The sequence below is a fragment of the Agrobacterium sp. RC10-4-1 genome (assembly GCF_014138475.1).
Lineage (GTDB): Bacteria > Pseudomonadota > Alphaproteobacteria > Rhizobiales > Rhizobiaceae > Agrobacterium > Agrobacterium pusense.
Map to the genome: position 1 here is coordinate 110,761 of NZ_JACJIT010000005.1, position 13,692 is coordinate 124,452.

Sequence of the window (13,692 nt, forward strand, 5' to 3'; positions counted from 1 at the left end):
TATTTGTGAGCCTGCCGGAATAGCCAATTGCAAACGATGCGATTAGATAGGCGGAAACTCGGCGAGCGATCGCAGGGAAAAACAATGTCGAACAGGGCCGTATGAAGCTTCTCGAGAACTATATCCTGCGGCGGACAACGCAGATGTTTCTGGTCGCGCTGTTGCCGGTGCTGGCCATCATCTGGACCATCCAGGTTCTCCAGAGAATCAATCTCGTGACCGATACGGGCCAGTCGATGGGTTCCTTCATGGCGCTCGCGACGATGATCCTGCCGACGCTCATTCCCGTCGTGCTGCCTTTCGCGCTCGTCATCGGCATCACCCAGATTTTCACGACGATGAACAATGATTCCGAGCTCGCGATCATCGATGCGGCCGGATCTCCGCGTTCGATCATGTATCGCCCGGTTCTCATTCTGGCCGCCGTCCTGAGCGCGCTTTCCTTCACCATCACCAATTTCGTCGAGCCGCCTGCCCGCAGTTCGGCCCGGCAGATGGTGGCTGCGGCCTATGCCGACCTTCTCTCCTCCGTGATCGAGGAGAAGACGTTCCGTACCATCCAGGACGGCCTTTACGTGCAGATTGCCCAACGGCAGGGTCGTATTCTCAAGGGACTGTTCGTTGCCGACCGCCGCGATCCGAATTTCGATCTCATTTATTATGCCAAGGAAGGCATGATCGACGAAAGCGGTACGTCGCTCACCATGCGCGACGGCGAGGTGCAGCAGAAGACGCCTGACGGCAAGGTCTCGATCGTCAAGTTCCTGTCCTATGCCTTCGACCTTTCGACCATGTCGGAAAAGCAGGATTCGGAGCCTTCGCTCTCTCCGGGCGACGCCAGCCTCGGTTTCCTTCTCTCGCCCGATGAAAACAATGCGAGCTACAAGCGCTCGCCGGAGACGTTCCGCAGCGAATTGCACAAGCGACTGTCGGACTGGATGTTCGCCTTTTCTTTTGCGCTGATATCGCTGGTCATCGCCGCCGACGCCCGTTCGCACCGCGAGGCGCGCATGCATCCGATGGTCGCGGCGCTGGTGACGGCTTTCGTGCTTCGCTGGCTCGGTTTTTACGTCACGAACCAGGTGAAGCAGAGCGCAGCCTTCATTCCTCTGGTCTATGCCGTTCCGGGCCTCAGCGGTGCTGCGGCCGCCTTCGTGCTGATCACCGGCCGTAAACCGAAAATGCCGAGGATGGTAACCGATGCGGCGGGCCGGTTGCGCCGTCTCTTCTCCAGCCGGCTGGCGCGCAATTCGGGGAGCGGCAACGCATGATCTTCAACACGCTCGCCCGGTACTTCCTGAAACGATATCTCATCACGGCCATCTGGTTCGTGATCGGCGTATCCTCGATCATTTACCTTGCCGACTTCAGCGAAACGGCGCGGCGCATGTCCGGCCTGCCCGGCTATTCCGTTCCGGCCGCGCTTGGCCTGACCGCGCTTCGCCTGCCGTTGATCCTGCAGCAGACCATACCATTCATTGCGCTGTTCGTCGGCATGACGACGCTGATCTCGCTCAACCGGCGCTACGAACTGGTCGTGACGCGCGCCGCCGGCATTTCCGCCTGGCAGTTCATTCTCCCCTTCGTGCTCGGCGCGGTCCTCATCGGCATCCTGTCGGTCACTGTCCTGAACCCCATCGCAGCGTGGGGCCAGAACAAGTCGCTCGCCATGGAAGCCGGCCTGCGAAACGAAGCGGGCGGCGGACGCCAGCAGCAGATCATTCCGTGGATGCGCCAGTCGAGCGGCGGCCAGGATACGATCATCGGCGCCAAGAGCTTCGAAGACAACGGAACGATGCTTCTCGACGTGGTTCTCATCGACCTCGACAAGGACGGAAACATCGTCTCGCGGAAGGATGCGAAGTCGGCTAAATTGGAAGATGGTTACTGGCTTCTTAACGGCGTTTCTGAAACGCGGGCCGGACATGTGCCAGTTCGGCAAGAGAGCATGCAGATCAGTACCAATCTGAGACGGGAATTCGTCCAAGAGCGCATGACGCAGACGGAAACCGTTGCTTTCTTTGACCTTTCTCACAAGATCGAAGTTGCAAAGTCCTTTGGACTATCTTCAAAGGCGCTTGAGACGCAGTATCATTTCCTGCTATCGACGCCCCTGCTTCTGGTTGCGATGACCTTGATCGCCGCGACCGTTTCATTAAAGTTCAGCCGCTTCGCCCAGTCGCGCTCCGTGATTCTGGGTGGAATCGTTTCCGGCTTCGTGCTTTATGTAGTAACCGTGCTCGTAAGGGCATTCGGGAGTGGTGGTGTTGTCCCTCCCACCGTCGCGGTCTGGGTTCCAGTCATCGTGGCGTTGGCTTTGGGGGCAACCATTCTGCTTCATCAGGAGGACGGCTAAGTGGCGGTAATTGACCGCGGGAATATCAGGCGGCTTTGGACGGCCCTTCTGACAGGTGCCGCTGTGTGCGCGTATTTGGCATCCAGCCCGGTCGCTTTCGGCCAGGATGGTTTGCTTGCGTCGGCAAGCCAAGACGATTCGAAACTCCTGCTTACAGCAAATGAACTGACCTATAACCGCGATTCCCAGCGCGTCATCGCGAAGGGCGTGGTTCGCATGAAATATTCGGGCTACCGTATGGTGGCCCAGCAAGTGGAATATAACCAGCAGACCGGTCGCGTGGTCGCCCATGGCAACATCGAGCTGATCGAGCCGGGTGGCAACAAGATCTATGCCGACGAGATGGACGTGACCGACGACTTCGGTCAGGGCTTCGTCAACGCATTGCGCGTCGAGACCACGGACAATACCCGCATTGCCGGGGAAAGCGCCGAGCGCCTTGAAGGCGACCTGATGGTCCTCAACAACGGTGTCTACACCGCGTGTCTGCCCTGCGCCGAGCGCCCGGAAAAGGCGCCGCTGTGGCAGGTCAAGGCCGAGCGCGTCATTCAGGACGGCAAGACCCATACGGTGCGGCTTGAAAAAGCACGTCTGCAGCTTTTCGGCCATTCGATCGCCTATATCCCGTTCCTGACGGTGCCGGACAATACGGTGAAGCGGAAGTCGGGCTTCCTGTTCCCGCAGATGAGCATGACCAACAAGCTCGGCTTCGGTATCGGTGTCCCCTATTTCCAGGTTCTTTCCGATACGTCCGACCTCACGGTCACACCGACCTACTACACAAAACAGGGCCTGCTTCTTCAGGCTGAGTTGCGCCAGCGTTTCGAAACCGGCATGCACACGCTGACGATCGCCGGCATCAGCCAGCAGTCCTCGGATACGTTCATTGCCGGAACGAGTGACGCGCTGAACGATCAGCGCGGCATGGTTGCCAGCAAGGGCGATTTCAGCATCAACCCGCGCTGGGCCTTCGGCTGGGACGCCATGGTGCAGTCGGATAACAATTTTTCGCGTACCTACAGCCTGAAAGGCTACAAGAACGACGTCCAGACCAATCAGATTTATCTGACAGGCACTGGCGAACGTAACAGCTTCGACGCCCGCGGTTATTACTTCAACGTTCAGGACACGGATAATTCCGAGCTCAAGGAACGTAAGCAGGCGATCGTTCATCCGGTCGTTGACTATCGTTACTTCCTGCCGGATCCGATCTATGGCGGCGAGCTCTCGCTGACTACGAACTTCACGAGCATCAGCCGTTCGACGCAGGATTCCTACGCGATGGGCGGCTTCCCGCGCTTCAACGGTCTGGAAGGCTCTTACACGCGCTGGACCACGGAAGCGGAATGGAAGCGCACCATCACGATGGATAGCGGTCTTCAGATCACGCCGATCCTTGCGGCGCGCGGCGACGCGTTGTGGACCGACATGACTGCGGCAAGCTTCACCTCCGGCGGCACATCCTATGCCTATGAAGGCATGATCCATGACGATGCTGCCTTGCGCGGCATGGTCACCGGTGGCCTTGAGGTGCGTTATCCCTGGCTGTTCACGGCTCTCAACAGCAGCCACGTGATCGAGCCCATCGCGCAGATTTTCGTGCGGCCGAACGAGCAATATTCCGGTCGTTTCCCGAACGAGGACTCACAAGCCTTTGTGTTCGACGCCACAAACCTGTTTGAGCGCGACAAATTTTCGGGCTTCGACCGGATCGAAGGCGGCACACGAGCCAATATCGGCTTCCGTTACAACGGTACTTTCGACAATGGTTACGGTGTTCGCGCCATTGCCGGCCAGTCCTTCCATCTCGCTGGCGATAATTCCTTCGCCTCCTATGATCTTCTGAATGTCGGCGCCGATTCCGGCCTCGAATCCGATCGTTCGGATTATGTCGCCATGGCTGCATTCGATGCACCTATCGGTCTTTCGCTGTCCTCGAGCCTGCGTCTCGACAAGGACAATTTCGAAATCAACCGGTCTGAAACGGGCATCAGCTATTCGGATCGCCGCATCAACGGCAGGCTCAGCTATACGCAGGTCAAGGCGCAGCCGAAATACGGCTATAACGAAGACCGCGATATCATCCAGGCATCCGGTTCACTGCGCATGGACGATAACTGGTCGCTGTTCGGCTCGATCAACTACGATCTGAACGGCAAGTTTGCCGCCGAACGCCGGATTGGTATCGCCTATCAGGATGAATGCACGATCTTGACGGTCAGCTATTCCGACGAAGGCAACATCAACTCCAGCCGCCAGGCCGCCAATGACTGGTCGATCAATGCCCGTCTTGCCTTCCGTACCCTTGGCGATATCAGCGTCGGCTCCGCGAACGAAGACTGGAACGACATGGATATTGGCTGGAAGCCGAACAATTACTGAGTTTAAAGGCGGGCCGCACAGCATTGTGGCCTGCCTTTTTGCTATCAGACCAGTAGTAGTCACGGTTTTGCCGCAACAACGCGCCAGTGTCGACCCGGCATGACAGTATCGGGTTTCTTTCAACAAACCGACACATTGCCGTTTTGCGGATCACGATGATATATACGTGGCAAATTCGCGGTGCGGATGCACATGTGCAGGTCTGAAAGGCGGGGGAAGGCAAAATCCCTGTTACCAGACGAACAGATTGGCGGGACAGGGCAACAGGACCCTGCCTGACGAAAGGGAGAAGGATATGATGAATTTCGGAAAGTCGGCTTTGCGTGGCGCTGCTTTTGCCTTTGCGATATTCGCCGTTCCCATGGCCATCGTGCCCTATGCCGGTCAGGCCTTTGCCGATAACACCGTGAAGATCGTCGTCAACAAGACCCCGATCACCAATGACGACATTTCCAAGCGCGTCGCCTTCCTGAAGCTGCAGCGCCAGTCCGGCAACCTCAATGAAAAGGCGCGTGAGCAGCTTGTCGATGAAGCGCTGAAGCGCGAAGAAATCGCCCGCGTCAAAATGTCGGTCAGTACGGAGGATGTCGATGCTGCCTTCGCGCGATTTGCCGGCAACAACAAGATGAAGCCGGAGCAGTTGACGAAGGTGCTGGCGCAGGCGGGTGTTGGCGCGGACCACTTCAAGGCCTTCATCGCCGTTCAGATGAGCTGGCCGCGCCTTGTGAACGCCCGTTATGGCGCGCGCGGCAAGATGTCAACGCAGGATCTTGTCACCCGCCTGAAGGAGCGAGGCGACAAACCGGTCACCACGGAATATTTCCTGCAGCAGGTCATCTTCGTTATCCCGGAAGCAAAGCGCAACGCCATCACTGGCAAGCGCAAGGCGGAGGCTGAAGCCTCGCGCAAACGTTATCCCGGCTGCGATCAGGCGATGAGCTTTGCCGCGACCATGCGTGATGTGGCAATCAAGGACCTCGGCCGCATTCTGGCGCCTGAGTTGCCGGAAGACTGGAAGGCTCTGGTAGAAAAGACCAAGGAAGGCGGCACCACCGGCACGCGCGTGACCGAAAAGGGCGTCGAATATCTGGCCATCTGCAAGCAGCGCCAGGTTTCCGACGACTATGCGGCGGAAATGGTGTTCAAGTCCGAAGACCTGATGAAGGCCAAGGAAGGCGAAAACCCGAACGAAAAGAAATACATGGATGAGCTGCGCAAGAAGGCGCAGATCGTCAACACCTGATATTGATACAAGAGCCGGGTCTTTCCGTGACATATGCATCCCTGCCGCTTGCCCTGACACAGGGAGATCCAGCCGGTATCGGCCCTGATATCGCCATTACCGCCTGGGCGAAGCGCCGGGAAAACGGTGTGCCCCCCTTCATCTTCATCGGCGACCCCGATGTGGTGGCAAGCCGCGCGTCGCTGATCGGCGTGCCGCTCAATATCGAGACCTGCGATGCGGACAGTGCCGTTGGCCTTTTCGAAAACGCGTTTCCGATCCTACCTCTTTCCGTTGGCTTCGACGTGCAGGCGGGGCAACCGCATGTCGGCGCCGCCCATGCCACAATCAAGGCCATCGAAACCGCCGTTTCGCTGACGGTTGAGGGCAAGGCTGCGGCCGTTGTCACCAATCCCATCGCAAAATCGGTGCTTTACGAGGCTGGCTTCGGTTTCCCCGGTCACACGGAGTTTCTGGCTGATCTCGCCTTGCGCCAGACCGGTGAACAAGTCACGCCTGTCATGATGATCGCCGGCCCCAAGGTCCGTGTCGTGCCGGTGACGATCCATATTCCCGTGAAAGACGTGCCGGCCGCGCTGACGGAAGAATTGATCGTCACGACCTGCCGGATCATCGATGCGGATCTGCGACGGAAATTCGGCATCGAAGCTCCGCGTCTGGCGGTTGCCGGGCTGAACCCGCACGCGGGTGAAGACGGCGCACTCGGCACGGAGGATCGCGATATCGTTCACCCCGCGACCATGCGGCTGCGCAAGGACGGAATCGATGCGTTCGGTCCCCTGCCCGCTGACACCATGTTCCACGATGCCGCCCGCAAGCGTTATGACGTGGCAGTGTGCATGTATCACGATCAGGCGCTCATTCCCGCCAAGGCGCTGGGCTTCGACGATTCGGTCAACGTCACACTCGGGCTGCCCTTCATTCGCACCTCGCCAGACCATGGCACTGCCTTTGGTATTGCCGGCCAGGGCATCGCCAATGAGGCGAGCCTCGTGGCGGCACTCAAGATGGCGGCGGACATTTCCCTCCGCAGCCGGGCCGGCGCATAATGGCGGCCATCGACGGACTACCACCGCTACGGGACGTCATCCAGCGTCATGGGCTCGATGCGAAGAAATCGCTCGGACAGAACTTCCTGTTCGACCTCAATCTTACCCAGAAGATCGCCAGAACGGCGGGACCGCTCGAAGGCGTGACTGTCATTGAGGTCGGGCCCGGTCCCGGCGGCCTCACCCGCGCTATTCTTTCGCTCGGGGCGAAAAAGGTCATCGCTGTCGAACGGGACAGTCGCTGCCTGCCGGCACTGGCGGAAATCGAGGCGCATTACCCCGGACGGCTTGAGGTCATAGAGGGAGACGCCCTGCAGACCGATTTCGAGGCTCTGGTCCCCGTCGGCGAGCCGGTGCGCATCATCGCCAACCTGCCTTACAATGTCGGCACGCAATTGCTGGTCAATTGGCTTCTGCCGAAGCAATGGCCGCCCTTCTGGCTCTCCATGACGCTGATGTTCCAGAAGGAAGTCGGGCAGCGCATCGTGGCGGAAGAAGGCGACAACCATTATGGCCGCCTTGGCGTTCTCGCCGGCTGGCGTACGGTTGCCGAAATGGCCTTCGATGTCCCGCCACAGGCCTTCAGCCCGCCACCGAAGGTAACCTCCACCGTCGTGCATCTGCTGCCGAAGGACAAGCCGCTGCCCTGCGACGTCGCCAAGCTCGAAAAAGTGACCGAAGCCGCCTTCGGTCAGCGCCGCAAGATGTTGCGCCAGAGCGTGAAAAGCCTCGGCGGCGAGGCGCTGCTTGAAAAGGCTGGTATCGATCCCACGCGGCGGGCGGAGACGCTCTCAGTGGAGGAATTCGTGACACTGGCGAATTGCCTGTAACATCTGGCAGATGTTCGCCGTTCCGAACGGAAGCAACGGTTCCTGGACACCTGCGAATGGAGGAGCAAGTGCGTGGAGAATGCCGGTTTTCACTATAAGCTTGATATTCCCGCTGAAACGCCGGATTGCGCTGTCATCTTGCTGCATGGATCGGGACGAACGGAAGACGACCTCATTTCTTTTGGCCGCGCCGTCTTTCCTAAGGGTGCGTTATATGCGCCGAGGGGCGCGGTTCCCTGGGAGAATGGTTTCGCATTTTTTCGCAGAAAACCCGACAGAGAACTCGATATCGACGATCTGAAACATCAGGCAACCAGACTGTGCGGCTTCGTTGCCTTTGTATGTCAGCAGACGGCGCAAGAGCCCCTTCTCGTCGGATACTCGAACGGCGCGATCGTCGCGGCTGAAACCATGTGCCAAGCGCATCATCTGTCGAAAGGCGCCATCCTGCTTCGTCCGTTGTCTCCGAGAAAAGACCAGCCTCTTCCGAACCTCGCGGGGTACCCCGTACTTCTGCTTGCAGGCGTCAACGACGACCGGCGTCACCCCTCCGACGCTCCGCATTTGGCCGAGCAACTGGTCTCAGCCGGGGCTGATGCCGTGCTCGAAACGATCAATACAGGTCATGGCTGGGCGGAAGACGCGGCGGACGAGCGATTGTCACGGCAATGGCTGGCGCGCGGACTCATCGCATAAATCAGAGCTTCGGCTCTTCCTCCAGCAAAGCCCGCACGAAATCGAACATGCCATGGCGGCGGTCTCGGCGGACGCGTTCGGCTTTGACGATTGCTTCGACGGCCTCGAAAGCGGCCTGCAGGTCGTCATTGAGAATGACGTAGTCATAGTCGCGCCAGTGCTCGATTTCGGCGCGGGAATTGAGAAGCCGGGTCTTGATCACCTCTTCGGTGTCTTCGGCGCGGCGGTGCAGGCGCGATTGCAGTTCGGTCATGGTCGGCGGCAGGATGAAGATCGAGACCACGTCTGCCTTCATCTTGTCCTGCAACTGCTCGGCACCCTGCCAGTCGATGTCGAACAGCATGTCGCGGCCGGCGGCCATGGCATCTTCCACCGGCTCGCGCGGCGTGCCGTAGAAATTGCCGTGAACCTCGGCCCATTCCAGCAATTCCTCATTATCACGCATGCGCTCGAAATCGCGCTTGGAGATGAAGTGGTAGTGAATGCCCTCGATCTCGCTCTGCCGTCGAGCGCGTGTGGTGACGCTGACGGAAAGGCTGATATTCTTGTCTTTCTCAAGCAGGTTGCGCGCGATCGTGGATTTGCCCGCGCCGGAAGGCGAAGAAATCACCAGCATCAGCCCCCTGCGGGCGATCGTGACGGGAGAAATATTCACCGGGGCCATGGGTCTACTCCAGATTTTGGACCTGCTCGCGGAATTGGTCGATAACCACTTTCAGCTCTATACCTGCTGCGGTTACCGCACTGGCGTTCGATTTGGAACAGATTGTATTCGACTCACGGTTAAATTCCTGTGCAAGAAAATCGAGCTTGCGGCCAGCCGGACCGCCATTGGCCAAAAGCTCCCGAGAGGCCTGCACATGGGCATGCAGCCGATCGATCTCTTCGCGCAGATCCGCCTTGGTGGCGATCAGCGCCGCCTCGGCATGAAGGCGGTCACGATCAAGCCCGTGCATGCCATCGCCAATCAGCGCAATCTGCTGAGCAAGCCTCGCCGCGATCTGCTCCGGGTGACGGGAGGGATCGCTTTCAATGATGTTCACAAGCTGCTCGATCCGGTCGATATGACCGGAAAGGATGGCGAACAGAGATGCCCCTTCCCGCTCGCGCATGTCCTTCAGCTTTTCGACTGCAACAGCGAAGCCAGCCAGCACATCGCCGTTGCGCGCAGCCAGCGCCTCCACATCGTCTTCCGCCTCGCGAATATCGACCAGACCGCGCAACGTAAGCAGCGTATCGAAGCTCAATGGCTTGTCGTCGACGACATCGCCCAGTTCCTTCTTGAGCGCCAGAACCGCGGCGAGAGCATCGCGATTGATGACCGCCTCGAGCCGGTTCTCGGCAACTGAGAGCGCCAGTCCCGCCTGGATATTGCCGCGGGAAAGATGCGCGCCCGCGATTTCCCTCAGCCCGGTTTCCAAGGCTTCCAGACCGGCAGGCAGACGCAGGCGCAGATCCAGCCCCTTGCCGTTTACCGAGCGTAATTCCCACGCCCAGCGGTAGCGGCCGGAGGTGCCTTCGCTGCGCGCGAAGCCGGTCATCGATTGCAACGTCATATATGGAATCCCCCCGTCAAGCCGCACGAAACCGGGCCTTGTGGTCACAAGGCCCGGCCGTGATTTATCAGTTAGTTATTGGCCGGTTTTTCCGCCTCTGCACCACCGGGCTGACCATCCACGACAACTTCGGGATTCGCTCCGGCAGCCGCCTTTTCGGCCTCGATTTTGCGCCACCGGCGCACATTGGCATTGTGCTCGTCCAGCGTCTTTGCGAACACATGACCGCCCGTACCATCGGCCACGAAATAAAGATCATCCGTGCGCCATGGGTTGGCAACCGCCTCCAGTGCGGCCCGGCCGGGATTGGCGATGGGCGATGGCGGCAGGCCCTTGATCACGTAAGTGTTGAACGGCGTCTGTTTCTGGAGATCCGATTGATAAATCGGCCTATCCGAAGGTTTACCGTCACCGCCGAACAGACCATAGATGATCGTCGGGTCGGATTGCAGACGCATGCCCTTTTTCAGGCGGTTGTAGAAGACCGAGGCAACATGGGCGCGCTCGTCATCCTTGCCTGTTTCCTTTTCGACGATCGAGGCCAGCGTCACGAACTCCTCGACGGTCTTGATCGGCAGGTCGGGATCACGCCGTTCCCAGATCATGTCGATCAGCTTGTCCTGCGCCGCGCTCATCTGATTGATGATTTCTTCGCGCTTGGTGCCGCGGGTGAAGCGGTAAGTATCCGGACGCAGACTACCCTCCGGTGGCAAGGTGGCGGGAAGTTCACCATCCAGAACCTCGTCGGCAGCAAGGCGGGCGAACATCTGCTTGACCGTCAACCCTTCAGGCAGCGACACGGAATAAAGGATCGACTTGCCCGATTCCAGCAGCATCAGGATGTCCTTCATCGATGCGCCGGCCTTGATCTCATATTCGCCGGTCTTCAACGTCTGGTCCTTTTGCAGATAGCTGCCGGCCATCAGACGGAAAACGCGTGCGTTGGAAATGATGTCGTTGCGCTCGAGATTATTGGCGATCTCAATGAGACCGGCACCATTACGCACGGTGAAATGTGTATTCGTTTCAAGCGGCCCCGGCTCCTGAAACGCATTGATCATGTAATAAAAGGCGGCGATCGCCAGGACGCAAACGGCAACGGCAAGCGTCATCAGGAAGTTCAGGAAGATGACAAGCTGGCCATGGGCCTTGCGGGAGCGCTTCGGCGGCGCCGGCACCTTTTCCGGCCGCAAGGCTTCCGTCGGGGATTTCGGAATGATCGGACCGCGATTGCCTTCGCCCGCGCCGTTTTGTCCGTATGGTCCCTGGCTGTTCTGGTTCGTGTCGCTCACCGTCGGTCCTTTTCAGTTCGGCGTTGTCAGCGCTTTTTGCGCAGGTAATGCGGCAAAAACAGGTTCGGAATGGCTTCCTGCACCACATAAAGACACCGTGAAGCCTTCTTGTTCTGCCTCACGAATATCACCTCGGACAAAGCCGATGGGGGAAAGATACCTGTGGTCCGAAATCGAGCAGACCGGCAAACTCTCCCAATCAATGACTACAATATCGGCGCGAAAACCGGAATGGCTTTCGCAAGCCGAACCACGTTCTTCTAAGGAAAGAACATTCTTTTAAAGCGTCCGGCAGGAGAGCGCCGCACCGCCGGGGACGGTATGCGGCGCGGACGCCATCGCGACGGCCACAGCCGCCGCGACTTACGCTTCGTAACGGCGCAGCACGAGGGAGGCGTTTGTGCCACCGAAGCCGAAGGAATTCGAAAGCGCCACATTGACCTGCCGCTTGCGCGCCTTGTGCGGCACAAGATCGATCTTGGTCTCGACATCGGGATTGTCGAGATTCAGCGTCGGCGGAACGATGTTGTCGCGGATTGCAAGCGTAGCGAAGATCGCCTCTATGGCGCCCGCCGCACCGAGCAGATGGCCGGTGGCCGACTTGGTGGAAGACATGGAAATCTTCGAGGCCGATTCGCCGACAAGACGCTCGACAGCTCCAAGCTCAATGGTATCGGCCATGGTGGATGTGCCGTGGGCATTGATATAGTCGATATCGTCAGGCGTCAGGCCCGCCCGCTTCAGCGCCATCGACATGCAGCGGTAGGCGCCTTCGCCATCTTCGGACGGTGCCGTGATGTGATAGGCATCACCAGAAAGGCCGTAACCGACCACTTCCGCATAGATCTTCGCGCCGCGCGCCTTGGCGTGCTCCAGCTCTTCCAGAACGACGATGCCAGCACCCTCGCCCATGACGAAACCATCGCGGTCGCGATCATAAGGGCGCGAGGCTTTTTCCGGATTGTCATTGTGCTGGGTGGAAAGGGCCTTGCAGGCCGCAAAACCGGCAAGCGCGATGCGGCAGACCGGCGATTCGGCACCACCGGCGACCATGACATCGGCATCGCCGAGCGCGATCAACCGGGCGGCGTCGCCGATAGCGTGCGCGCCGGTCGAGCAGGCCGTCACCACGGCATGGTTCGGTCCGCGCAGCTTGTGGCGGATGGAAACCTGGCCGGATACGAGATTGATCAGGCGGCCGGGAATGAAAAACGGGGAAATGCGACGCGGGCCCTTGTCACGCAGCGTATAACCGGCCTCGACGATGCCTTCCAGACCACCGATGCCGGAGCCGATCAGAACGCCGGTTGCGATCTGGTCTTCGTCGGTTTCAGGATGCCAGTCTGCATCAGCAAGCGCCATGTCGGCGGCAGCCATGCCATACAGGATGAAGGGATCGATCTTGCGCTGTTCCTTGGGTTCCATCCAGTCATCGGCATTGAAGGTGCCGTTGGAACCATCGCCCACGGGAATGCGGCAGGCGATCTTTGCAGGAAGGTCTTCGACTTCGAATTCAGTCACGAGACGGGCGCCGTTCTGGCCGGCCAACAGCCGTTCCCAGGTCACTTCCGTTCCACATCCAAGAGGAGATACCATGCCGGTACCGGTGATAACGACACGCCTCATCGCCAATGCTCCGCCCTTATCCAAATCATCGGTCTTCTGCGACATCGGGCACCACGGGGTGTTCACGCAATGGCGCAGCATTTCAAAATCACGGCATGAGAATCGCGGCTACCGTTCCGGGCCGTAACCTCATGCATCGCCGGAAACGAGCACCTGTCGGAGCACGTGCCACCGGCCGATAAAACATTGGCCCGGACAAGCCGGGCCAAGACGGGAGGATATTGCACCTCCCCATGCGGGTCGATCAGGCCTGGGCCTTCTCGATGAACTTGACAGCGTCGCCGACGGTCAGGATCGAATCCGCAGCGTCGTCGGGAATTTCAACGCCAAATTCTTCTTCGAAAGCCATGACCAGTTCAACGGTATCGAGCGAATCAGCGCCCAGATCGTCAATGAAGCTGGCGCCTTCAACAACCTTGTCGGCGTCAACGCCAAGATGATCAATTACAATTTTCTTTACGCGTTCTGCGATATCGCTCATGTCGGTTTCCTCGACCTTTATTTTGAAGGGAATGCCTCGCGGCACCCTGCCCTGTTAGAAGCCCTCATGCGCCGTTCAAATCCGGCACTGCGGGCAAACCCGTTCAACCCGGTCCAAGCTAGACATCGTCACGCAAAATCGCAACGGCTTCCTGTCTCTCCGGGACGACTGTTCACAGTCT

The 13,692-nt window shown here is 59.0% G+C and carries 12 protein-coding genes; 7 read left to right on the forward strand and 5 right to left on the reverse strand.

What is annotated here, in order from left to right; translation table 11 throughout:
- Positions 1 to 101: 101 nt before the first annotated feature.
- The 7 genes from FHW77_RS14970 to FHW77_RS15000 all read left to right on the forward strand — a co-directional run bounded on the left by FHW77_RS14970 (position 102) and on the right by FHW77_RS15000 (position 8,556).
- Positions 102 to 1,271 (forward strand): LptF/LptG family permease, encoded by a 1,170-nt coding sequence (locus FHW77_RS14970; protein ID WP_004441075.1) that lies wholly within the window; start codon positions 102 to 104, stop codon positions 1,269 to 1,271.
- A complete protein-coding gene (gene lptG / locus FHW77_RS14975) occupies positions 1,268 to 2,356 on the forward strand; it encodes an LPS export ABC transporter permease LptG (protein ID WP_004441073.1) in 1,089 nt (362 codons plus the stop codon). The genes FHW77_RS14970 and lptG overlap by 4 nt, the downstream gene beginning before the upstream one ends.
- Complete coding sequence (locus tag FHW77_RS14980; protein ID WP_004441072.1) at positions 2,357 to 4,738, forward strand: LPS-assembly protein LptD; 2,382 nt, start codon at positions 2,357 to 2,359, stop codon at positions 4,736 to 4,738.
- Positions 4,739 to 5,033: 295 nt separating this feature from the next.
- A complete protein-coding gene (locus tag FHW77_RS14985) occupies positions 5,034 to 5,981 on the forward strand; it encodes a SurA N-terminal domain-containing protein (RefSeq protein ID WP_006700162.1) in 948 nt (315 codons plus the stop codon).
- A gap of 26 nt (positions 5,982 to 6,007) precedes the next feature.
- The gene (pdxA, locus tag FHW77_RS14990) at positions 6,008 to 7,030 is read left to right on the forward strand and encodes a 4-hydroxythreonine-4-phosphate dehydrogenase PdxA (RefSeq protein WP_004441068.1); all 1,023 of its coding nucleotides are present in this window, start codon (positions 6,008 to 6,010) and stop codon (positions 7,028 to 7,030) included.
- A complete protein-coding gene (rsmA, locus tag FHW77_RS14995; RefSeq protein WP_004441067.1) occupies positions 7,030 to 7,860 on the forward strand; it encodes a 16S rRNA (adenine(1518)-N(6)/adenine(1519)-N(6))-dimethyltransferase RsmA in 831 nt (276 codons plus the stop codon). Before pdxA ends, rsmA begins: the two co-directional genes overlap by 1 nt.
- Positions 7,861 to 7,932: 72 nt before the next feature.
- Positions 7,933 to 8,556, forward strand: coding sequence for an alpha/beta hydrolase (locus FHW77_RS15000; RefSeq protein WP_004441065.1), 624 nt, complete (start codon positions 7,933 to 7,935; stop codon positions 8,554 to 8,556).
- 1 nt (position 8,557) lies between these two features.
- Here the strand turns inward: FHW77_RS15000 and gmk are convergent, their stop codons facing one another.
- The 5 genes from gmk to FHW77_RS15025 all read right to left on the reverse strand — a co-directional run bounded on the left by gmk (position 8,558) and on the right by FHW77_RS15025 (position 13,511).
- Complete coding sequence (gmk, locus tag FHW77_RS15005) at positions 8,558 to 9,220, reverse strand: guanylate kinase (RefSeq protein ID WP_004441063.1); 663 nt, start codon at positions 9,218 to 9,220, stop codon at positions 8,558 to 8,560.
- A 4-nt stretch (positions 9,221 to 9,224) separates the two neighbouring features.
- Positions 9,225 to 10,112: a YicC/YloC family endoribonuclease gene (locus FHW77_RS15010; RefSeq protein WP_004441061.1), complete on the reverse strand. Its 888-nt coding sequence runs from the start codon at positions 10,110 to 10,112 to the stop codon at positions 9,225 to 9,227.
- A gap of 71 nt (positions 10,113 to 10,183) precedes the next feature.
- A complete protein-coding gene (gene mltG, locus FHW77_RS15015; RefSeq protein ID WP_004441060.1) occupies positions 10,184 to 11,404 on the reverse strand; it encodes an endolytic transglycosylase MltG in 1,221 nt (406 codons plus the stop codon).
- A gap of 363 nt (positions 11,405 to 11,767) precedes the next feature.
- Positions 11,768 to 13,030 (reverse strand): beta-ketoacyl-ACP synthase II, encoded by a 1,263-nt coding sequence (gene fabF / locus FHW77_RS15020; RefSeq protein ID WP_004441057.1) that lies wholly within the window; start codon positions 13,028 to 13,030, stop codon positions 11,768 to 11,770.
- Between the two features lie 244 nt (positions 13,031 to 13,274).
- On the reverse strand, positions 13,275 to 13,511 hold the full coding sequence (locus FHW77_RS15025) for an acyl carrier protein (protein ID WP_003502080.1): 237 nt from the start codon (positions 13,509 to 13,511) through the stop codon (positions 13,275 to 13,277).
- Between the last annotated feature and the right edge of the window lie 181 nt (positions 13,512 to 13,692).

Bases quoted from the DNA above. Each gene is read 5' to 3' on its own strand.
- rsmA (WP_004441067.1), top strand. From the start codon at position 7,030: ATGGCGGCCATCGACGGACTACCACCGCTACGGGACGTCATCCAGCGT.
- gmk (WP_004441063.1), bottom strand. From the start codon at position 9,220: ATGGCCCCGGTGAATATTTCTCCCGTCACGATCGCCCGCAGGGGGCTG.
- FHW77_RS15025 (WP_003502080.1), bottom strand. From the start codon at position 13,511: ATGAGCGATATCGCAGAACGCGTAAAGAAAATTGTAATTGATCATCTT.
- FHW77_RS14970 (WP_004441075.1), top strand. From the start codon at position 102: ATGAAGCTTCTCGAGAACTATATCCTGCGGCGGACAACGCAGATGTTT.
- FHW77_RS15010 (WP_004441061.1), bottom strand. From the start codon at position 10,112: ATGACGTTGCAATCGATGACCGGCTTCGCGCGCAGCGAAGGCACCTCC.
- lptG (WP_004441073.1), top strand. From the start codon at position 1,268: ATGATCTTCAACACGCTCGCCCGGTACTTCCTGAAACGATATCTCATC.
- fabF (WP_004441057.1), bottom strand. From the start codon at position 13,030: ATGAGGCGTGTCGTTATCACCGGTACCGGCATGGTATCTCCTCTTGGA.
- FHW77_RS14985 (WP_006700162.1), top strand. From the start codon at position 5,034: ATGATGAATTTCGGAAAGTCGGCTTTGCGTGGCGCTGCTTTTGCCTTT.